Source organism: Streptosporangium roseum DSM 43021 (assembly GCF_000024865.1).
GTDB classification, from domain to species: domain Bacteria; phylum Actinomycetota; class Actinomycetes; order Streptosporangiales; family Streptosporangiaceae; genus Streptosporangium; species Streptosporangium roseum.
Map to the genome: position 1 here is coordinate 7,141,875 of NC_013595.1, position 20,417 is coordinate 7,162,291.

A 20,417-nucleotide genomic window follows, 5' to 3' on the forward strand; every position below is an offset into this window, starting at 1 on the left:
CAAACAGCCTTTTATTACATGAAATCTGGAGAAACCTGTGAGTAACTCAGCAGGGACCACTTACCTGATAACCGGAGGAAGCGGTTTCGTCGGATCCCATCTGACCGACGCGCTGCTCGCACGGGGTGACTCCGTCGTGATCCTGGACAACCTGTCCACCGGACGCCTGGCCAACCTCGCCCACGCCGCCGGGAACCCCCGGCTGCGCATCGTCCACGGCTCGGTCCTCGACGAGCTGATGGTCGACGAACTGGTGCACCGGTGCGACGTGGTCGTCCATCTCGCGGCCGCCGTGGGCGTCAAGCTGATCGTCGAGCAGCCGCTGCGGTCCCTGACGACGAACATCCGCGGCTCGGAGATCGTCATCGAGGCGGCGCACCGCTACCGGCGGAAGATCCTCGTCACCAGCACGAGCGAGATCTACGGCAAGAACTCCAGCGGACCTCTCACCGAGCTCTCCGACCGCATCCTGGGCAGTCCGGCGGTGGTCAGGTGGGCCTACAGCACGGCCAAGGCCGTCGACGAGATCCTGGCCAACGCCTACCACAGGGAACGCGGCCTGCCGACGATCATCGTCAGGCTGTTCAACACGGTGGGACCGCGTCAGAGCCCGGCCTACGGCATGGTCATCCCCCGCCTGGTCCGGCAGGCGGCCGGCGACGTCCCGCTCACCGTCTTCGGCGACGGCACGCAGACCCGGTGCTTCGCCCATGTCGGAGACGTGGTCGAAGCTCTGGTCAAGCTTCTCGACCATGACGGCGCGGTCGGCCAGACCTTCAACGTGGGATCGAACGACGAGGTGAGCATCCTGGAGCTCGCCAAAATGATCATCGAACTCACCGGGACCACAGCCGGGGTCGATCTCATCTCCTATGCCGAGGCCTACGAAAAGGGCTTCGAGGACATGACCCGCAGAGTGCCCGACACCACGAAGCTCCGCGAGCTCACCGGGTGGGTGCCGAAGCGGTCGCTGAACGACATCCTGACGGAGAGCATCGCCGAGGCCCGTGCCGATCTGGCGGCGTCACAGCGGTGAACAGCGCAAGCGTAATCATCACGGGCGCGGCCGGCTGTCTGCTGGCCGCCGGCACCACCCCGCTGCTGGGACGTCTTGCGTTGCGCTGGGGATTCACCGATCAACCGGGCGGCCACAAGGTGCACGAGCGGCCCATCCCCTATCTCGGCGGCATGGCGGTCATGCTCGGCACGATCGTCCCGCCGGCCGTCCTCACGGGCCTGGCCGACGAACGGACCACCGCGATCATGATCGCCGCCATGGCGGTGGCCCTGCTGGGACTGATCGATGATATTTCGTCGCTGTCCCCGCTCACACGGCTGGCGGTCGAGGCGGTGGCCGCCGTCGGGGTCGTGGTGAGCGGGGTCCAGGCGACGGTGACCGGGAGCTGGCTGGACGGCCCGATCACCGTGCTCTGGATAGTCGTGATCACCAATTCGTTCAACCTGCTCGACAACATGGACGGCGCCCTGGGGACCGTCGCGGCGGTCAGCGCCGCCTTCCTGGCGGGGATGGCCTTCGTCCACCTGCAACTGGCGATCGGGCTGCTCCTGGTGGCTCTGGCCCACGCCAGCCTGGGATTCCTGCTGCACAACTGGGCGCCGGCAAAAGTGTTCATGGGGGACGCCGGGTCGCTGTTCATCGGATTCGTCATCGCCTGCTCGGCCGCCCTGCTGGTCACCGGACATAGCACGGGCACGGTGATCGCGGGCCTGCTGCTGCCCACCTTCGTGGCGACCGTCGACACGGGTGTCGTGATCCTGTCACGGAAGCGGGCGGGCCGCCCACTGCTGCAGGGGGGAACCGACCACGTGTCCCACCGCCTGCTCCGGCTCGGGCTCAGCACGAGGCTGACAGCCGCCATTCTCGCCGCCGTGGCGGCCGTCACCGGCACGCTCGGCCTGGCGATGGCCCTGGGCTGGATCTCACCGCTCATCGCAACGGTCGCCGCGATCGGGGCGGCGCTCATCCTCATCAACCTGCCGCAGCGCGTGCGGGTCTACTCCCCGGTCGGGGCTCCGAACCGTCCGGCCATCATTCGTGAAAGGCGGCGATAATCCGGTGGAACTTCTCCACTACGTACGGCTCGTACGCAGGAACTGGCTGTTCATCCTGCTGGCATTGATCATTTCAGTGGCCACAGCGCTGGTCGTCACCGAGAACACGCCGCCCAAATACGTCGCGTCGACCTCCATGCTGATCTCCGGCCAGGACAGGAAAGGCAGCCTCTCCACCGCCTACCAGGCGGGAGCGCTGTCGGCGCAGCGGGTCAAGTCCTACGCGAGCCTGCTGACCAGCCGCCGGGTGGTCGGCCAGATCACCGCGGAGGAGGACGTCGAGCGTCTTCAGAAGAACATCACGGCCGAGGCGATCCCCGACACCGTATTGCTGCGGGCCACGGTCACCGACACCGACCCCGCACGCGCCGCACAGCTGGCCAACGCCCTGAGCATCACGTTCACCCAGCTGATCGACCAGATCGAGCGGCCCTCTCCCAACAGCCGCGCCACCATCAAGATCACGGTAGTGGACCAGGCGGATGTCCCCAAGGAGCCGGTCAGCCCCAAGCCGCTGATCAACCTGGCGCTCGCCCTGGTGATCTGGCTGTTCACCAGCATCGGTCTGCTCGTCCTGCGCGACTACCTGGATACGACCATCAAGACGAGGGAGGTGCTGCAGGAGGCGTCGAAGAGCTCGATACTCGGGATCATCGGTTACGAGCGGGCCGCTCGCCGCCATCCTCTGATCGTCCGCACCGGCGGCCGGTCGTCCAGGTCCGAGGCGTTCCGGTCACTCCGCACGAACCTGCAGTTCATCAGCGTCGACCGGCAGCCGAGATCCCTCGTGGTCACCAGTTGCCTGCCCGGTGAGGGAAAATCCTCGATCTCCGCCAACCTGGCGATCACGCTCGCGCAGGCCGGGGGGCGGGTGATCCTGGTGGACGGTGACTTCCGGCGTCCGAGCATCCCGGGCTATCTCGGGATCGAGGGAGGAGTGGGGCTCACAGACGTGCTGATCGGCAAAGCGGAGCTGCGGGATGTCACGCAACCCTGGGGCGAGGCCGGCCTGCACGTCCTGCCGAGCGGCCAGATCCCGCCGAACCCGAGCGAGCTGCTCGGCTCGTACGGGATGCGCCAGGTGCTCGCCCGGCTCACGGATGCGTACGACATGGTGATCATCGATGCGCCGCCCATGCTGCCGGTCGCCGATGCCACGACGCTCGCGGCGATCTGCGACGGCACGCTGCTCGTCGCACGGTACGGCAAGACCCGGCGGGAGCACCTCGTCCGTGCCGTGGAGCTGCTGTCGTCGATCAACGCCCGCGTGGTGGGGACCGTCCTGAACTTCGCGCCGGTCAAGAGCAGCACGTACTACGGCTACGGCTACGAGTCCGACGCCAAGGTCAAGGTGCCGGCGAATGCGTGAGCAGCCGGAGCGGGACGGCGAGTGACCGGGCGATCCTCCGTCCCGCCGCCCGGTGGGCGAGCCGGGAGCGGCCGTAGGGGTCGGGGATGTCGGGCCGGTCCACATGGACCAGCCCGCGCAGGGCGCGCACCTCGGCGACCAGCGCACGGGCCCGCCGTACGGGATCCTCGTGACGGCCGACCGCGCCGGCCGGCACGGCCTGGGCCAGCACGCCGAACTCGGCGATGGTGAAGGCCCGGGTGGCCGCCGGGGGATGTCCGGCCACCGACTCGGCGCGGTGCTCGGTGGTGGCCGTCAGCACGAGGTCGGCGGCGGCCAGCAGTTCGGAGGTCAGGCTGCGGGAGACGAACCCGCCGGGATCGCCGCCGAGCCGGACCAGCACGCGCCGCGTCCGTTCGGCCATCTGCCTGCCCGGCTCGGCCTGAGTGCCGGCGCTGATCACCTGAAGCGCCGGGCACGGCCCCAGGACCGACCGGGTCAGCCGTTCCGCCAGCGGGGAGCGGCAGAGATTGCCCGTGCAGACGTACAGGATGCGGAACCCGGGCTCATCCCCCGCACCGCCCGGCCCGGCCCCCGCACCATCCGGCCCGGCCCCCGGATCATCCGGCGCGTCCCCCGCACCATCCGGCCCGGCCCCTGCACCATCCGGCCCGTCCCCCGGATCATCCGGCGCGGGAAGTGCCCGCGCGTCCCTCCAGCACCGGCGGCCGCAGTTCTCGTGTCCGGCCGGCGCGGGATCGATGGGCTGACCGGTCTCGGCGGTCCGCCGTACACCTTCCATGAGCGTGACGGTAGATCGCCCCCGGCGGCGCCCCGCCCGCGGCGCGCCGCTGTTTACCCTTTGCTGCCGGTGACGGCGGCGCGGCCGGCGGCGGATTCCCCGCCGCCGGCCGCGCCTCCTCCGTCAGGGAGCGCAGCCCACCGTGTTCTCGACGATCCGGGTCTGCTGGGGACGGACCAGCGGCTGCACCGGGACCAGCGGCGACTCGCCGGAGGAGCGTTCGGTCAGGTCGAACTCCAGCGTCCTCGACTGCCTGGGGGCGAACTCCAGCAGGGTGGAGTAGACGGGATGGGACCGTTCGTCCTCCCTGATGACCGACGCCTCCTCCCCGTCGAGCCGCGCCTCGCTCATCCTCGCTCCGACCCCGGCGTACAGCGACACCCACAGCAGGTTGGAGCCGGGCCTGTGGCTGCGCCGCGGGGAGTCGAGCCGGTCGGTGACGTAGCCGGGCAGGCTTCCCCGCGGCACGTCGTTGGTGAGCCGGATGCGCACCGTCGCGGAGCGCGTCCCGCCCATGCACGGTCCCAGCTCGTAGTCGAGGGAGCGCTCCAGGTAGTAGTCGAGCTTGCCGCCGGCCGAGTTGTTGACCACCAGTCCCGCGAACGGTCCCGGCCGCTCCGGCAGCACGCCGCCGACGGCGGTCGCCGACAGGCGCGACTGCTCGGCCTTCCGGCGGCTCCAGACCTGGATTCTGCGCTCGTCCACCATGCGGAACAGGACGGGCAGCAGTCGGGAGGGCTCCGCGAAGGAGGCCGGCAACGCCTCGCTGACGGCACCGGCGACCTCGATGAGGAACCGCTTGCGCGCCATGGGGTCGTCGTATCGGGCGTAGGCGGCGCGCTCGGTGAGGTCGACGACGTTCTCGGCGGTCACCGTCTCCCCGCCGCGCAGGGCGATCGGGCCGATCACCTCCAGCAGGTAGGACAGCCCGACCGGGTCGGTCGCCAGGGCGCCGTCCAGGCGCCGGTGGTTCTGCCGTTCCCACAGCCCCGCCCAGGTGGCGGCCGCGTAGGGGAAATGCGGGGAGAGGTTGGAGATCGAGAGGAGTTTGGCCGCGCTCGGCCCGTAGCGGGCGCGGAAGGCCGGGCCGTGATCGACCACGGGGGCCGGGCTCATGCCGAGATCGGCGTTGGAGGACAGCCGCCTGATGCCGATCTTCCCGCGGTCGGCCTCCAGGATGCCGAACGCGCCGACCAGGCCTCCGGTCCCCCGGGCCTCGGCGTTGGTCTGGAAGGCCAGGAAGTAGCGGCGCGGGCCGTCGCGGCCCAGCATCGGAGGGAGCAGGGCGGCGGCGGTCGCGGCGTTGCCGAGCCAGCCCCGGAGCCGATCGACCTCCTGCAGCGCCGTGCCCCGCGCCTGGTCCAGCAGGTCGACGCCGGTGCCGGCGGGCGTGGCCGCCAGCCGGGAGCTCACCCGCGCGAGCCGTCCGGCCGCGTCCTCCAGGACCGGTGCGGCCGCGTCGAGATCCGCCAGCAGACGTGGCACGTTGCCCAGGGAGTGCGACTCCGCCGTGACGAACACCGCGGCTGCCCGCTGGACGGCGGCCAGCACGTCGGTCAGCTCCGCGGCGCTCTCGGCCAGCCCGCGCACGGTCGTCGCGCCCTCCCCCACCAGCGGAACGCGCGTCATCATCGACCAGCAGGGGTCCGCGGTGAGCCGCCGCGCCTCGGCGGCGTGCCACCGGGCGTCCGCGATCGCCCGGCCCATCAGTGCGGGGTCGCGCGTGTCGGCCACCGCGCGTAGCCGGAGCAGGGCGCTCTTGGCCGCCTCCAGGTGGTCGCGCACGCCCAAGCCGAGATGGGCCGACCAGCCCCCGGCCAGTATCACCACGGCGACGGGGGCCAGCAGGCCGGTTACGACGGCTCTGCGACGTCTTCTAGATGCCACTGGTGGATCGGCGGCGCCGTACGGCGATCAGGCTGGCGGCGGTTCCGGCGGCCAGCAGGCCACCGCCCAGCGTGGCGACCGTGGCCACGGGTGCTCCCGTGAACGGCAGCTCCTTGACCGCATGGCAGCCACCGCTGCAGCAGCTCTCCTCGCTGCAGCAGCTGTCGTCACCGCAATCGAAACCGGAGTCGAAACCGGGGTCGGTCGGGTCGGCGCCGTTGTTGTTGTTATTGTTGTTGACCGGCCCCGGCGGATAGGGCGCCGAAACGACGGCGATTGCCGGAATGCCGGTTTCGGCTGTCGCCATCGTGGCGGTTGCGAGCGCGAATCCACCCCCGATCGCCGCCGCTAGAAAAATAGATACCATCCGTTTTCTGGCCATTTCAGACTCCCCCGTGGCGATGATTCAGGCCATGGCAAAATACCGCTCGGAATACGAGCGACATGTCCACGGAACCCGTTATATCCGCCTCGACATGAGGTGCCCTGTTCGGCTCACGGCCCTTACCGAACGATCACACACTGTTCTCCGTCTTTTGACGCTGGGCGTCCGGACCCGCTAAGGAGCCTCGGCCTCAAGCCGGTAGACGGGCCCGGCCAGGCTGAGCGCGTACAGCTCGCCGTCGTGATCCTCGCCGAAGGAGGAGAGCTGCTCGACCCTGCCCACCTCCCGCGCCTCGCGGGGCCGGTCGGCGGGGGCCGCCTTCACCCAGCCCGCGCAGAAGTCGCCGTAGAGGAACCGGCCGCGCAGGCCCGGGATCCGCGCGCCCCGGTAGACATGGCCGGCGATGACCGAGCAGGTCCCGTCACGCCCCAGGGCGTATTCGGCGACGGGGTCGACCGCCCCGCCCGGCGGGGCCGCGCCCTGGAAGGGATGGCCGCCCTCCCTGAGGTTCCAGCCGTAGTTGAGGCCGCCCTTCCCCCGGGGCTGGAAGTCGATCTCCTCCCAGGAGTTCTGCCCGACGTCGCCGATCCACATGTCCCCGGTCTCCCTGTCGAAGGAGAACCGCCAGGGGTTCCGCAGGCCGTAGGCCCAGATCTCGGGCCTGGCACCCTTCCTGCCGGCGAACGGGTTGCCGGCGGGGACCTTGTACGGCGTGCCGCGCGGGTCGATCCTGAGGATCTTCCCCAGCCAGGTGCCGAGGTTCTGGCCGTTGCCCTGCGGGTCGCCCCCGCTGCCGCCGTCGCCCAGCGCGACGTAGAGGTGGCCGTCGGGTCCGAAGGCGAGCTGGCCGCCGTTGTGGTTGGGGTACGGCTGCCGCTGGACCAGCACGTCCCGGCGCGCGGTGGCCCTGCCGTCGCTGAAGGCCCACTCCGTGACGTGGGTGTGCCCGTCGCGGTCGGTCCAGTTGAGGTAGAGGAAGTCGCCCTCCGGGTGGAACGCCACCCCGAGCAGCCCCTGCTCGTTGCCCCGGCTGACCTCCCCGGAAAGGTCGACGACGGGATCCCCCGCGACCTCGCCGTCCGCTATCGCGCGCAGCCGGCCCGTCTGCTCGGCGACATACAGCGTGGGATCGCCCGTGCGCAGGGCCATCGCCACCGGCATGTCCAGCTGGGCGATCTCGGTGAACCGGACCCGCGGGAGGGCCGCCCCCGTCTCCGGGGCAGGCTCCGTCCGCGAGACCGCGGGGGCGGGAGCCGACGGCGCGGCGGAGGCGGCGGGGTCGCCCGTGGAGCAGGCCACCAGCGCCGCGCCGAGCACGGCCAGCCCCATTCCGGCCCGGCAGGAGATCGGCACGGTCCTCATCCTCCATTGATCGACGACGTATCCATGATGTCCTGTACCGGGGCCCCGCGGTGAAGGTTCCCGGCCCGCGTCGGGCGATCGGCGCCGTCCCCTGTGCCGGACGGTCGGCGCCGCCCTCTAGGGGAGCCCCGGAGAGACGGGGGCCCGGAGGTGCGGCGGGGAGTTGCCGGTTCCGGCGGCGCGGTCTCTAGACTGCACGCATGCCCACCGCACTGATCACGGGAGCGACCGCCGGCATCGGCGCCGCGTTCGCCCGCCGCCTGGCCGCCGACGGTTTCTCCCTCGTGCTGGTCGCCCGCGACGAGAAGCGCCTGACCTCCTCCGCCGAGAGCCTGCGCCTGCGCTACGGGGTGGAGGTTGAGGTGCTCCCCGCCGACCTGGCCGCCGAGGAGGGCCTGACGGCGGTCGAGGCGCGGCTGCGTGAGGGGGTCGACCTGCTGGTCAACAACGCGGGCTTCGGCCATCCGGGCGCCTTCCTCGACGTCCCGGTCGCCGACGAGCTGCGGATGCTGAAGGTGCACTGCGAGGCGGTGCTGCGGCTGACGCTGGCCGCGCTGCCGGGGATGCGGGAGCGCGACCGCGGGGCGGTGGTCAACGTGGCGTCGGTGGCGGCGTTCTTCACCCGGGGCACCTACAGCGCGTCCAAGGCGTGGGTCGTCAATTTCAGCGAGTCCATCGCGTCCGAGCTGACCGGCACCCGCGTGCGGGTGATGGCCCTGTGCCCGGGGTTCGTCCGGACCGAGTTCCACGACCGCGCCTCGATGGACGTCTCCGGCATCCCCCGCTTCCTGTGGCTCTCGGCGGACGACGTGGTGGACGAGGCCATGCGCGACCTGGCCCGCGGCAGGCGGGTGAGCATCCCCGACATCCGCTACAAGGCCATCGTCGGGGTCGGCAGGCTGATCCCCCGGGGTCTCGCCGGCGAGGTCTCCCGCCGCCTCGGCCGCCGGTAGGGCGGGCCGCCCCGCCGGAGAACGGCCGGAGACGACTGCGCCGTGCCCGGGAGATCCCGGGCACGGCGCGTCTGTGTCAGCTCACCGGCTCGCCGCCGGAGCTCAGAGCGGCGGCGTGAGGTTCACGAAGGCGGTGCAGTTGCCCGGCCACGCCGGGTTGTTGCCGGTTCCCGGAGTGGGGTCCACCGTGCACGACGTCTGCCTGACCACGCCATTGGCCCCCAGCACCGTGACGTGAAGGTCGTTGCCCATGACCGCCAGGGAGATGTCGGTCGCCCCGCTGGGGAAGCCGGTCAGCGTCGAGATGTTGTTCCAGGGAGGCGTCGTCCGCGGGTCGCGGATCAGCGCCGTCCCGTCCACCAGGCGGCCGATGAACTTGTTGTTGCCCTGGAACGCCGTGTCGATGCCGGCGCTGCTCCCCGGCGGCCCCTGCGGACCCTCAGGACCCTGCGGACCCTCGGGACCTCGTGGCCCTTCGGCCCCCTGATCCCCCTTCGGGCCCTGGTCCCCCTTCGGCCCCTGGACTCCCTGCGGGCCGCGGTCCCCTTGCACACCCTGGACTCCCTGCGCGCCGCGCCGGCCCCGCCGGCCGTCGTGGCAGTTGCAGCAGTGGTGGTGATGGTGGCAGCGGTCAGCGCAGGTGTTCCACCGGTAGGGCCCGCAGTGCCCGCCGCCGAGCAGGAAGCTCTGGAACCCGGCTCCGGTGAGATGCCCGTAGGACTGGACGGCCGCCGGCTTCGCCGTGATGGCGGTGGCCGGTGCCTGGTATGACAGCGCCAGACCCGCTCCGGCCAATGTCGTGACGGCGGCGATGTTCAGGACGCGCTTTCCCGCACGAAGGCCGGAGGCGAATTTTCTGATGTGCGAATTCATCTGATTCCCGTGTCGTTCGCGAGTCCGGGGGACCGGATTCTCTTTGCACCTCGCTGTGGCGGAGGCATCCATCAGATACCCCATCGCCCGGAACGGCTACACGCTGATGAATTCAGTAAACGGTAACGATCATCGCCGTAAATCAGAAACCGCTGAATTTAGAGCTAAATTGTCTATTTAGGGCGGATCTTCAACGTTAGATACCATTAATAATGAAAAAACAGGCCATCACTTATCGAACCGCACCGAGGGTGCACACGCGGAAAGGCCCGCGCCACGGGAGGGGGTCGTGGCGCGGGCCGGTCCGGTTAACGGGGTTGGTCAGACGCGGGCGTTGGCGTGGTGGCCGATCGCCAGACCCGAGACCGGGTCGAAGAAGTGCAGGTTGTGGGTGTCCACGACCAGCTCGATGTTCTGGCCGGGGCGGACGTGGCTGCGGGAGTTGACGCGGGCGGTCCACAGCGACTTGTCGCCGACCAGCGGGAGGGCCGCTTCCTCGTCGTCACCGGCGTCGGCCGCGGCGACGGTGTCCTGGTGCTGGACCGGCGGGGCGTCGATCAGGAACAGGACGTTGATCTCGGAGCCGAGCTCCTCGGTGACCTCCGCGCGGACCTGCAGGCGGGTCCAGCCGCCGGCGGAGCCGTTGGCGGCGACGGAGTCGTCGAAGTCGGACGGGCGGATGCCCAGGATGATCTGCTTGCCGATCCACTGGTCGAGGCCGGGCTTCTCGGTGAAGGTCTCGTTCGGCACCGGCAGCTTGAAGCCGGCGAAGGAGACGGCGGCGCCGCCGTCGCCGCGCACCAGCTCGGCGTTGACGAAGTTCATCGACGGGGAGCCCATGAAGCCCGCGACGAACAGGTTGACCGGCTTGTCGAAGAGGTTCTGCGGGGTGTCGACCTGCTGGAGCAGGCCGTCGCGCAGGACGCAGACGCGGTCGCCGAGGGTCATGGCCTCGACCTGGTCGTGGGTGACGTAGACGGTGGTCACGCCGAGACGCTCGTGCAGGGTGTTGAGGGAGGCGCGCATGGAGACGCGGAGCTTGGCGTCCAGGTTGGACAGCGGCTCGTCCATGAGGAAGGCCTGCGGCTCACGCACGATGGCGCGGCCCATCGCGACACGCTGGCGCTGACCACCGGAGAGGGCGGCCGGCTTGCGCTTGAGGTACTGCTCCAGGCCGAGCATCTTGGCGGCCTCGTTGACCCGCTTGGAGATCTCGGCCTTGGGCATCTTGCGGAGCTTCAGACCGAAGGCGAGGTTCTCCTCGACAGTCATGTGCGGGTAGAGCGCGTAGTTCTGGAAGACCATGGCGATGTCACGGTCCTTCGGAGGCAGGTGGTTGACCACCCGGTCACCGATGGCGATCTCGCCGCCGCTGATGTCCTCAAGGCCGGCGATCATGCGCAGGGCGGTGGACTTGCCACAACCGGACGGGCCGACCAGGACCATGAACTCGCCGTCCCTGATCTCAAGGTCGAGACCGTCTACGGCTTTTACACCGCCTGCGTAGATCTTGTCGACTTTGCTGAGAACGATGGATGCCATGGACAGTCCTTAGCGCCTCGGGCCAACCCCGTGTTCACCCGATGTGGATACGTTTTCATGCATCTCACCGGAAACGGACATCCGTGTCAAGAGCAGATCTGGTTCTTCCTTGTCAGCGGTGCCGCTGCTATCTCTTCGCACTGGATCGACTACGGAAAATATGATGGAATCGTTTCCATGAACATGCGTCGTACGACCATCAAGGATGTCGCCGAGGCGGCGGGGGTCGGGGTCGCCACGGTGTCGCGGGTTCTGTCCGGCGGCTCGGCGAGCCCCGAGACCAGGGAGCGGGTGCTGAACGTCGCGGCCCAGCTCGACTACCGGCCCAGCGCGCTCGGCCGCAACCTGCGCCAGCAGCGCTCGGGCGGGATCGGGCTGCTGCTGCCCGACATCACCGACACCTTCTACGGCCGCCTGGCCGACGGCGTGCTCGCCTGCGCGCGCTCGGCGGGCGAGCCGGTGATCCTGGGCGCGACCGGCGACGACGCGGAGCGCGAGGCCGAGCTGATCGGCATGCTGCTGGAGCAGGGCGTGGACCGGGTGATCGCGGTCCCCTCCGGGGACGGGGAGACCTGGGCGCCGACCCTGCGCGCCGGGCTCACCACGGTGTTCGCGCACCGGCTGGCGGCCGGGCGCGACGACGTGCCCGCGGTCCTGGCCGACGACCGCGCGGGCGTGCGCACCGCCGTCGACTACCTGACCGGGCTGGGCCACCGGCGGATCGCCTATCTCGGCGGCCCGGGGCAGGAGCAGCGCCTGTCCGTCTTCCGTCAGGCCCTGGGCGCCCTGGTGGACGAGGATCTCATCGTCTCCGCGCGGGGCAGCCGGGACTCCGCCTACGCGGTCGCCGCCGGGCTCTTCCAGCGTCGGCCCGACCTGACCGCCGTGCTGGCCGGGGGCAACCTGCTGGGCGAGGCGGCCGTGCTCGCCGCCAGGGAGCTGGATCTGCGGGTGCCCAGGGACCTGTCACTGATCATGTTCGATGACGTGCCCTGGGCCGAGCTGTGCTCCCCGCCGCTGACCGTGATCGCCCAGCCCGCGCAGGACATCGGCTACCGCGCGGCCGAGCTGGTGCTGCGTGCCGGACCACGGCGTCCGCGCAGCGTGCTGCTGCCCACCGAGCTGATGGTCAGGGGCAGCTGCGCCCCTAGAGGGATTTCTCGATCGCCGCGATGAGGGCGGGGTCCCCGGGCTCGACGGCCGGGCGGAAGCGGGCCAGCACCTCCCCCTCACGCGAGACCAGGAACTTCTCGAAGTTCCACTGGACGTCGCCGGCCTGCCCGTCGGCGTCGGGAGCCTGGGTGAGCGAGGCGTAGAGCGGGTGCCGGTCCTCCCCGTTGACGTCCGTCTTGGCGAGCAGCGGGAAGTCCACCCCGTAGGTGGTGGAGCAGAACTCCTGGATCTCCTCCGCGCTGCCCGGCTCCTGGCCCATGAACTGGTTGCAGGGCACGCCGACCACGGTGAGGCCCCTGTCGGCGTAGGCGCGGTGAAGCTCGACGAGGCCCGTGTACTGCGGGGTGAGGCCGCATTTGGAAGCCACGTTCACGATCAGGACCGCCCTGTCGCCGGCCAGCTCGGCCAGCGTGGTGGGGGCGTCGGAAAGAGTGCGCACTGAGATACCACGGATGCTCATGATCTGCAGCCTAATCGCCTTGTCACTTTTGGGAGTTATGCCGTCCAAAGAGTGAAATGTGATGGAGGCCACAGGCGAGACGCCGAGCCCCTCACCAGGCGCTTGATCTTTTTCTAACCGATCTTTGACAGAGACCTCGACAAGCACTGTCGACTCGCCCGCCGAGAATCGCTGGGGCATCGTGGCGGCCGTCCCCCGATCCCAGCGAAAGGCGATCCCCTATGCCGACGCTACGCCGTACCAGCGTGCTGCTGGTCACCTCGGCGCTCGCCGTCAGCACCACCGCCACGGTCGCTCAGGCCTCCTCCGCACGGCAGGGCAACAAGGCCATCGCCGCGCCCATGGTGTCCGCACGAGGCTGGACCAAGAGCCAGTTCGGCTGCCTCAGCCGGCTATGGACCCGGGAGAGCAACTGGAACCACCGAGCGCACAACCGCCACTCCGGCGCCTACGGCATCCCCCAGGCACTGCCCGGCGGGAAGATGGCCAGCGCCGGCCGGGACTGGCGCACCAACCCCAGAACCCAGATCAAATGGGGTCTGACCTACATCAAAAAGCGCTACGGTTCGCCGTGTGGAGCGTGGGCGCATTTCCATTCACGCGGCTGGTACTAGTTTCAAACCCCATGCCGGGGTGATTTTCACCTCCTCCCCCCGCATAGACGTCCGGCCTGTGGTAAGTCGGTACCCGCCGAACCACCCGTAGACCACGAAGATCGGGCAAACACCTTTCCGCGGCATGTCGCAACCACCCTTCGGCGCTTGTCCCGCGTACTAGAAAGCGCCTAGAGAAAACGCCGCGGTGTCTCATGCCGGAAACGGGCCGGCGAGACCGCGCGGGCGTCTCCGCGTCCGAGCCACGGGTGCGGGATGACCGGGCGCGTGAGCGGGCCATGGCCCTCTCACGCGCCTCCCGCACGCGGCCAGCGGACAAGGATCAACATGAACGGATACCGCGTTCTGCGGAATACAGTCGTGACCGCTCTCGCCGCTTCGACCATGGTCGGATCCGCCGAGATCGGGCGGGCCGAGGGGATCGCGGAACCGGCCAGGAAGGGATCGGCGACGACGGTCCACCGGGGCATCTGGTTCACCCAGGCCCAGCCGAAGATCATACTCACCACGAGGACCAGCAGGAGCAGGAACAAGGCGATCGCGTTCCGCCTCGTCTCCCGCCGGCTGTGGTCCCACAGCCAGTTCCGCTGCCTGGACAGTCTCTGGACCAGGGAGAGCAACTGGAACCACCAGGCGCACAACCCGTCCTCAGGGGCCTACGGCATCCCGCAGGCACTGCCGGGCTCGAAGATGAGCGGCAGCGGCGGGGACTGGCGCTCGAATCCGGCCACCCAGATCAGCTGGGGCCTTCGCTACATCAAGAGCCGATACGGATCTCCGTGCGGCGCATGGGGTCATTTCCGGTCCAGCAACTGGTACTGACCCGAGGAGTCTTCAGGGGAAGGGAGCACTCCTCAGACGTCCGGGGCTCGCGGGTCCCGGACGTCATCTCTTCAGCTGCACGGCTATCGCCTGGATGAGCAGTTCCAGGCCGAACTCGAACTCCGACTCGTGGTCGCAGTCGACCAACATCGGAGCCAACCCGCTCACCTGCGGAAACAGCAGGGGATCGACGTTCTCGACGGCGATGTCGGGGCGGTGGACCGGGGCGAAGGTCGGGGTGACCCCGACCTCCCGCAACAGCGAACCCACGATGTAGGCGATGAACACGCGCAGGATGCGGACCGCCTCGTGCCCGCCGAACCCGGCGCTGCGCAGCGTGGCGAGCGCCCGCTCCACCGGCAGCAGCCCGGCGGTCGACTGGAGCTGGCGGCTGACCACCACCATCGTGCAGCGGGGATAGTGGTGGGCGATCTGCCGGAAGGCGAGCGCCTGCATCCGGACGCGGTCGGTCCAGTCGGCGTCCGGATCGTCGGCGAACTCGATCTGCGAGAGCACGGTCTCGGCCACCCCGTCGAGCAGCGCGGACTTGTTGGGCACGTGGTTGTAGAGCGACATCACGCCCACCCCCAGATCGGCCGCGATCCTGCGCATGGACACCGCGTCGGCGCCCTCGCGCTCGATCAGGTCGATGGCCGCGGCGACGATGCGCGGACGGGACAGTGGCTCTGCGGGCATATCGCCATTGTCTCCTCATCTTGACGTACGTACACCGTACGTGCGACTCTCGCTGGTGTACGTACGGTGTACGTCTCTGGAGGCCGCATGTCGACTCACGATCTCTACACGATCCCGGCCGAGCTCTCCACGTGGGATGTCGAGGCGGCCGGAGCCGCCCGCTTCACATGGGAATACGACGACGGCAGAGACCGCATGCTCGCCCTGTACCAGAAGGGCAAGGACAAGCAGTGGGACTCCGTCAAACGCATCGACTGGGGCCTTGAGGTCGATCCGTACAACGTGCTCGGCATCCCGGACAACACCATCGCCATCCACGGCACGCCCCTGTGGGACCGGATGGACGCCAGGCAGCGGCAGGAGGTCCGCCTGCACGGCGCCGCCTGGCAGTTCTCCCAGTTCCTCCACGGCGAGCAGGGCGCGATGATCTGCTCGGCCCGCATCGTGGAGTCGGTCCCCGACCTCGACTCCAAGTTCTACGCCGCCACCCAGACCATGGACGAGGCCCGGCACGCCGAGACCTACGCCCGCTTCCTTCAGGAGAAGGTCGGCCTCGCCTACCCCATCAACGAGCACCTCAAGGCCCTGCTGGACAACACGCTGAGCGACTCCCGCTGGGACATGCCCTACCTCGGCATGCAGGTGCTCATCGAGGGCCTGGCCCTGGCCGCCTTCGGCGTGATGCGCGACATCACCACCAAGCCGCTGCCCAAGCAGATCCTCGCCTACGTCATGCAGGACGAGGCCCGGCACGTGGCCTTCGGCCGGATGGCGCTGCGCGACTACTACAGCCAGCTCACCGAGACCGAGCTGCGCGAGCGCGAGGACTTCGTCATCGAGGGCTGCTACCTGATGCGCGACCGGCTGCGCGGCCGGGAGACGTGGGAGACCATCGGCCTCAACAGGTCCGAGGTCGCCGAGGCCATGGAGTGCGTCGACCGGTCCGAGTACCTCAAGCTGTTCCGCTCCCTGCTGTTCAGCCGCATCGTGCCGTGCGTCAAGGACATCGGCCTGTGGAGCCCCCGCCTCCAGCAGGCCTACGCCGACATGGGCGTCCTGGACATGGCCGGCCAGAGCCTGGACGCGCTGATGAGGCAGGACGAGGAGATCGCCGACAGGCTCGACGCCGAGCGCTTCGCCCTGGAGGAGGCCGAGCGCCACGCCGAGGTCGCCGAGACCGTGGCCATGGGCGCCGAGTCCTGACCCGCGGTCACCCACCCGCCGGACCGGCCGGGGATCACCGGTCCGGCGGGCGGGTGACGGCAGGACCGGCGGGGGCTCGGAGGCGCTCCGGCGTGTTCTCAGGACTGGTCGAGGACGCTCAGCCCCACCAGGAGGGCCTGCCGCTCCCGCGTGCTCAGGGTCTCGTACGGCAGGGCCGCGCGGCGGTTGGTCTCGGCCTCGATCCGGCCGCGGACGGGCCCCGAGGTCAGGGTGACGATCTGGGCGGCGGTGAGGCCGGCCGCCCGCCAGGCGGCGGCGTGGGCGTCGGCCCGGTGGTAGCGCAGCGCGGCCAGCCGGTTGAACAGCAGCACGCCCGCGGGGGTCCCCTCCGGCTCGTGGGGCGGCGAGGCCTGCCTGAAGGCCGTACCGCCGCTGCCGGCACCGGCCGCGAGCAGCCGCCCGGCGAAGTCCGCGAGCTCGGGCAGCCGGTCGGCGTGGGCCGCCCACATCCGGCCGGTCACCACCGCGTGCACCTCGTACAGTTCCGCGATGAAGGCGAGCGCGCCGTCCGTCGCGCGCAGCAGGCCTCCCTCTCCGGGGAGGAGGGTGCCCTGGGCGATCTGGACCTCGGTGTCGGCGTCGTCGAAGGGGTTGTAGCGGTAGAGGGCGGCCAGCCCCTCGGGGGTGAGCGGCCTGGCCGGAAGCACGTAGCGAAGATCGATCAGCAGATCCGCGTGGAGCCCGGACCGCTCGACGAGCTCCCGGCCGAGGGGCCGGCTCGCGACATGGACGCCGAGATGAACGGCGTCGATCAGCGGAGCGATCGACGCCGCGTAGCCGGGCAGATCATCGAAACGTGACATGCTGCGCTATCCTGCCGCATTTTTATCGAATTCGGAGGAGTTACCTGTTCTCGGGCAGCCCTCCGGCCGGATACGTGTGCGCAACCGGATAACTTTCCACACCGGCCTCACCCGCCCCGTCTGAGGATCCGGCCCCGGCGGATCCGGCTCCGGCGGCCGGCGCGGGCCTACCGGAGGAGCACGAACGCGACGGCTCCGGCGGCGGCGGCGAGGGTGCCGAGCCAGGCGACGACGGCATCGGCCCGTTCGTCGAGGGGGCTGCCCGCGTGCAGGGCGTGTTGCACGCGCTGGTAGCGGATGCCGGTGCGGGCCAGCAGGACCGCGCCGCACAGGGCGGCCAGGGCGAAGAGGACGACGGTGATCGGGGGCGTGCCGACGCGCAGCCCGATGCCCGCGGCGCCCAGACCGCTGACCGCGAGCAGGGCGGCCGTGCGGACCCAGGCCAGCCGGGTCCGCTCGTTCTGCAGACCCTCGTCCCACAGGGGGCTCATCGGCCCAGCAGGATGAGGATCATGGCGAGCACGGCCACGGTCGCCACGCCGTACCCCAGCAGGGGGGCGATGGCGGGAGGCGGGAGCGGGGTGGCGCTGCGCAGGGCGCGCTGGACCCGGCGCCAGCGGGGATAGGCCATCGCGGCCGACAGGGCCGCCAGGCACACCAGGGTGAGGGCCAGCACGGTCCGCATCCAGGGCACGAACACGTCTTCGGAGACAGCGGCCATGGCGACGCCGCCCGCGCTCAGCGCGAGCGACGTGCTCAGCCAGGTCAGAAAGGTGCGTTCGTTCGCGAGCGTGAACCGGGGATCCGGTTCGTTGCCGGGGCTGTTCATGGGAACGACGCTATTTCAGCGACATTCCCCCTAGAGAACCCGGGATTGGCCGGAGCCCCGGACGGAGGTGGCGGTGAGCTGCGGAAAAAGCCTCAGCCGCAGGCGGAGGTGAGCTGCTCGACCCACTTGACCGAGTCGGTCGCGACCTTCTGCCCCGCGTCGACGGCGCTGTTGGCGTCGGTGACGTTCAGACCCTCCAGGTCCTTGGCGACGCCGTCGGCGGCCTCCTTGAGGGTGGTGTTGGCCGCCTTGTCGGCCAGGTCGCCGAGCTTGGCTGCCCCGTCGTTCAGCGCCTTCTCCATCGCGGCGGGGTCCTCGATCAGAGGAGTGATCTTCTGGACGGTGTCGGTGACGATGGCGGCGGCCTGCAGGCACTGCTGGGCCTTGTCCACTCCCTCGCTCACCTGCTGAAGCTCGGAGCATCCGGTGGTGATGAGTGCAGCGGCCAACACGGAGGCGGCGAGGACGGGGATCCGTCGCGGAAGGGGTCGCATGCCCCGACCCTACCCAACGGGCCGGTACCGCAGGCGCCGTCGTGCACGTCCGGCGGGCCGTGAAGGCCCGGAGTAAGGTGGTCGTACCCGTTCCGCCCGGACCGGGAGCCGCCGCGGGCCGGACCGGACGGCACCTCCCGGCGGCGGCGTCGTCATGGACGATCCCGCCCGCGGACGGGCTCATCGGAACATGGCTCCGGCCGAACGACCGCCATGAGATACCCACATAAGGGGGAACATGCATACCTGCGAGCATCTCGCTCTGGTCCAGGACCCGCCCCCTCGCACGCCCCAGGGGTGCGAGGAATGCCTCAGCACCGGCATGCGCTGGGTCCACCTGCGCAGGTGCCTGTCGTGCGGGCACATCGGCTGCTGTGACTCCTCACCCGGCAAGCACGCGACCGCCCACTACAAGGAGACCGACCACCCGGTCGTGGCCTCCTTCGAACCGGGTGAGGACTGGCGGTGGTGCTACATCGACAACATCATCGGCTAGACGCGCTCAAGGGTGGCCTCCTCGAAGTCGAGCTCCTGCATGACCCTGCGGAGCACCTCGTCGTCGATGCGCCCCTCGTCACGGAGCCGGACGAGCACCTCGCGCTCGGCCGCCAGCATCTCCCGGCGCAGCCGCCGGTAGACGCTGCTCGGCGTCTCCTCGCCCTCGGGGCCGGTGCCGCCGCCGAGCCGCTCCCACGCGCTGAGCGCCCGGCGTTCGGACCGTGACCTGAGCTGGTCGACCACGTCCTCGTGGACGTCGGTGGCCCCCTCGGCCACCAGCTCCTCCAGCCGGGCCAGCCCGGCGGCGGCCGCGGCCTGCTGGGCGGCGGCCTCGGCGAGGTTGTCGGCGAAGATCTCCTGCTCGTTGGAGATCTTCAGCCTCCGGATGATCGCCGGGAACGACATCCCCTGGATCAGCAGGGTGCCGATCACCACCACGAAGGTGAGGAAGAGCAGCGTGTCGCGGCCGGGGAAGTCCTGCGGGAGGGCGAAGGCGGCGGCCAGGGAGACCACCCCGCGCATGCCCGCCCAGCTCACGATGACCACGTTCTGCCAGGACGGCGCGTGCGGCTCGCGCCGGCGGACCTTCCTGGACAGGATCCTGGGCAGGTAGATGCCGGGCACGACCCAGATGACCCTGGCGAGCACCGTGGCGGCGAAGACCGCCAGCGCCATCCCGGCGAGGTGCCACGGGTCCGCTCCCCGCAACGCCTTCATGATCGGCCAGAGCTGCAGGCCGATCAGCACGAACACGACCGACTCCAGGAAGAAACCCAGGACCCGCCAGACGGCGTCGGACAGGATCCGGGTGCCGAAGGCCGCGGTGGGCAGGCGGTGGCCGATGTAGAGGCCGACGATCACCACCGCGATCACCCCGGAGACGTGCACGCTCTCGGCCGCGAGGTAGACCACGAACGGGATGAGCAGCATGACGGTGTTCTCGACGAGCGAGTCCCGCAGGAACACCAGTCCCCGGGCCAGGACCCAGGCGAGCACGACTCCGAGCACGACGCCGCCCACCGCCGCGGACAGGAACCTCGCGGTCGCGTCCAGCCAGGTGATCCCCGCTCCCATCGCGGCGGCGATGGCCACCCGGTACGCGGTGAGCGCGGTGGCGTCGTTGAACAGGCTCTCCCCCACCAGGATGGTGACCACCTTGCGGGGCAGCCCGAGCCTGCGGGCCACCGCGACCGCAGCGACCGCGTCGGGCGGCGCCACGATCGCGCCCAGCGCGAACGCGGCGGCCAGCGGCAGCGTGGGCAGGAGCAGGTGGGTGACCCAGCCGACGACCAGGGTGGTGAACAGCACCAGTCCGACCGAGAGCAGCGCGACCGGCCTGCGGACCGCCTTGAGCCTGAGGTAGGAGCTTTCGATCGCGGCGGAGTAGAGCAGCGGCGGCAGGAACACCAGCAGGACCAGCTCGGGGTCCAGTTCGTACTCCGGCACCAGCGGCGACAGCGCCAGCCCCGCCAGCACCAGCAGGAGGGGGACGGACCAGCCCCTGCGCCTGGCCACCGCCGCCACCGCGATCGCGATGACCGGCACGACCAGTATCTGTAGCACCGACGCTTGGCTCATC

Annotated in this window: 22 protein-coding genes; 9 read left to right on the forward strand and 13 right to left on the reverse strand. The window is 70.0% G+C overall.

Translation table 11 applies throughout. The features are described 5' to 3' along the window. Positions 1-37 precede the first annotated feature (37 nt). From SROS_RS31420 to SROS_RS31430, 3 genes are read left to right on the forward strand one after another with little or no spacing between them, the layout of a single operon-like run. Positions 38-1,036, forward strand: a complete 999-nt coding sequence (locus SROS_RS31420; protein ID WP_012892955.1) for an NAD-dependent epimerase/dehydratase family protein — start codon at positions 38-40, stop codon at positions 1,034-1,036. Then, positions 1,033-2,073: an MraY family glycosyltransferase gene (locus SROS_RS31425; RefSeq protein ID WP_012892956.1), complete on the forward strand. Its 1,041-nt coding sequence runs from the start codon at positions 1,033-1,035 to the stop codon at positions 2,071-2,073. Before SROS_RS31420 ends, SROS_RS31425 begins: the two co-directional genes overlap by 4 nt. Before the next feature lie 4 nt (positions 2,074-2,077). After that, positions 2,078-3,442, forward strand: coding sequence for a tyrosine-protein kinase domain-containing protein (locus tag SROS_RS31430; RefSeq protein ID WP_012892957.1), 1,365 nt, complete (start codon positions 2,078-2,080; stop codon positions 3,440-3,442). Here the strand turns inward: SROS_RS31430 and SROS_RS31435 are convergent. The 4 genes from SROS_RS31435 to SROS_RS31450 all read right to left on the reverse strand — a co-directional run bounded on the left by SROS_RS31435 (position 3,420) and on the right by SROS_RS31450 (position 7,848). Then, complete coding sequence (locus tag SROS_RS31435) at positions 3,420-4,223, reverse strand: arsenate reductase/protein-tyrosine-phosphatase family protein (protein WP_012892958.1); 804 nt, start codon at positions 4,221-4,223, stop codon at positions 3,420-3,422. The two genes, SROS_RS31430 and SROS_RS31435, sit on opposite strands and share 23 nt — an antisense overlap. A 123-nt stretch (positions 4,224-4,346) precedes the next feature. Then, entirely contained in the window at positions 4,347-6,110 is a 1,764-nt protein-coding gene (locus SROS_RS31440; protein WP_012892959.1) for a DUF4012 domain-containing protein, read from the reverse strand. Next, the gene (locus SROS_RS31445; RefSeq protein WP_012892960.1) at positions 6,100-6,492 is read right to left on the reverse strand and encodes a hypothetical protein; all 393 of its coding nucleotides are present in this window, start codon (positions 6,490-6,492) and stop codon (positions 6,100-6,102) included. The genes SROS_RS31440 and SROS_RS31445 overlap by 11 nt, the downstream gene beginning before the upstream one ends. Before the next feature lie 177 nt (positions 6,493-6,669). After that, positions 6,670-7,848: a PQQ-dependent sugar dehydrogenase gene (locus SROS_RS31450; RefSeq protein WP_012892961.1), complete on the reverse strand. Its 1,179-nt coding sequence runs from the start codon at positions 7,846-7,848 to the stop codon at positions 6,670-6,672. Between the two features lie 209 nt (positions 7,849-8,057). Here SROS_RS31450 and SROS_RS31455 point away from each other — a divergent pair, with 209 nt between their 5' ends. Then, positions 8,058-8,810 carry an SDR family NAD(P)-dependent oxidoreductase gene (locus SROS_RS31455; protein WP_012892962.1) on the forward strand — a complete coding sequence of 251 codons (753 nt, stop codon included), beginning with the start codon at positions 8,058-8,060 and terminating at the stop codon, positions 8,808-8,810. A gap of 102 nt (positions 8,811-8,912) precedes the next feature. Here SROS_RS31455 and SROS_RS51325 read toward each other — a convergent pair whose 3' ends face one another. Continuing rightward, positions 8,913-9,683, reverse strand: a complete 771-nt coding sequence (locus SROS_RS51325; RefSeq protein WP_012892963.1) for a hypothetical protein — start codon at positions 9,681-9,683, stop codon at positions 8,913-8,915. A gap of 321 nt (positions 9,684-10,004) precedes the next feature. Beyond that, positions 10,005-11,225 carry an ABC transporter ATP-binding protein gene (locus SROS_RS31465; protein ID WP_012892964.1) on the reverse strand — a complete coding sequence of 407 codons (1,221 nt, stop codon included), beginning with the start codon at positions 11,223-11,225 and terminating at the stop codon, positions 10,005-10,007. A 177-nt stretch (positions 11,226-11,402) separates the two neighbouring features. On the opposite strand from SROS_RS31465, the gene SROS_RS31470 reads away from it, so the two are divergent. Further along, positions 11,403-12,401, forward strand: coding sequence for a LacI family DNA-binding transcriptional regulator (locus SROS_RS31470; protein WP_012892965.1), 999 nt, complete (start codon positions 11,403-11,405; stop codon positions 12,399-12,401). Here SROS_RS31470 and SROS_RS31475 read toward each other — a convergent pair. Next, positions 12,373-12,858 carry a glutathione peroxidase gene (locus tag SROS_RS31475; RefSeq protein WP_012892966.1) on the reverse strand — a complete coding sequence of 162 codons (486 nt, stop codon included), beginning with the start codon at positions 12,856-12,858 and terminating at the stop codon, positions 12,373-12,375. The genes SROS_RS31470 and SROS_RS31475 overlap by 29 nt on opposite strands. A 221-nt stretch (positions 12,859-13,079) precedes the next feature. On the opposite strand from SROS_RS31475, the gene SROS_RS31480 reads away from it, so the two are divergent. Beyond that, entirely contained in the window at positions 13,080-13,472 is a 393-nt protein-coding gene (locus SROS_RS31480) for an aggregation-promoting factor C-terminal-like domain-containing protein (RefSeq protein WP_043653315.1), read from the forward strand. Positions 13,473-13,799: 327 nt separating this feature from the next. Beyond that, a complete protein-coding gene (locus tag SROS_RS54230) occupies positions 13,800-14,294 on the forward strand; it encodes an aggregation-promoting factor C-terminal-like domain-containing protein (RefSeq protein ID WP_012892967.1) in 495 nt (164 codons plus the stop codon). 63 nt (positions 14,295-14,357) lie between these two features. On the opposite strand, the gene SROS_RS31490 is transcribed toward SROS_RS54230, so the two are convergent. Continuing rightward, a complete protein-coding gene (locus SROS_RS31490) occupies positions 14,358-14,990 on the reverse strand; it encodes a TetR/AcrR family transcriptional regulator C-terminal domain-containing protein (protein WP_012892968.1) in 633 nt (210 codons plus the stop codon). Positions 14,991-15,077: 87 nt separating this feature from the next. Between SROS_RS31490 and SROS_RS31495 the strand changes: the two genes are divergently transcribed. Further along, positions 15,078-16,193 carry a ferritin-like domain-containing protein gene (locus SROS_RS31495; protein WP_012892969.1) on the forward strand — a complete coding sequence of 372 codons (1,116 nt, stop codon included), beginning with the start codon at positions 15,078-15,080 and terminating at the stop codon, positions 16,191-16,193. A 98-nt stretch (positions 16,194-16,291) separates the two neighbouring features. On the opposite strand, the gene SROS_RS31500 is transcribed toward SROS_RS31495, so the two are convergent. The 4 genes from SROS_RS31500 to SROS_RS31515 form a co-directional block, all read right to left on the reverse strand. Continuing rightward, positions 16,292-17,017 (reverse strand): hypothetical protein, encoded by a 726-nt coding sequence (locus tag SROS_RS31500; RefSeq protein WP_012892970.1) that lies wholly within the window; start codon positions 17,015-17,017, stop codon positions 16,292-16,294. A 167-nt stretch (positions 17,018-17,184) separates the two neighbouring features. Beyond that, positions 17,185-17,508 (reverse strand): DUF202 domain-containing protein, encoded by a 324-nt coding sequence (locus SROS_RS31505; protein ID WP_012892971.1) that lies wholly within the window; start codon positions 17,506-17,508, stop codon positions 17,185-17,187. Beyond that, positions 17,505-17,846: a YidH family protein gene (locus SROS_RS31510; RefSeq protein WP_012892972.1), complete on the reverse strand. Its 342-nt coding sequence runs from the start codon at positions 17,844-17,846 to the stop codon at positions 17,505-17,507. The genes SROS_RS31505 and SROS_RS31510 overlap by 4 nt, the downstream gene beginning before the upstream one ends. Before the next feature lie 92 nt (positions 17,847-17,938). Next, positions 17,939-18,340 carry a hypothetical protein gene (locus tag SROS_RS31515; protein ID WP_012892973.1) on the reverse strand — a complete coding sequence of 134 codons (402 nt, stop codon included), beginning with the start codon at positions 18,338-18,340 and terminating at the stop codon, positions 17,939-17,941. Positions 18,341-18,578: 238 nt separating this feature from the next. On the opposite strand from SROS_RS31515, the gene SROS_RS31520 reads away from it, so the two are divergent. Next, positions 18,579-18,836: a ubiquitin carboxyl-terminal hydrolase 14 gene (locus tag SROS_RS31520; protein ID WP_012892974.1), complete on the forward strand. Its 258-nt coding sequence runs from the start codon at positions 18,579-18,581 to the stop codon at positions 18,834-18,836. On the opposite strand, the gene SROS_RS31525 is transcribed toward SROS_RS31520, so the two are convergent. Next, the gene (locus SROS_RS31525) at positions 18,833-20,416 is read right to left on the reverse strand and encodes a Na+/H+ antiporter (protein WP_012892975.1); all 1,584 of its coding nucleotides are present in this window, start codon (positions 20,414-20,416) and stop codon (positions 18,833-18,835) included. The two genes, SROS_RS31520 and SROS_RS31525, sit on opposite strands and share 4 nt — an antisense overlap. Position 20,417 lies beyond the last annotated feature (1 nt).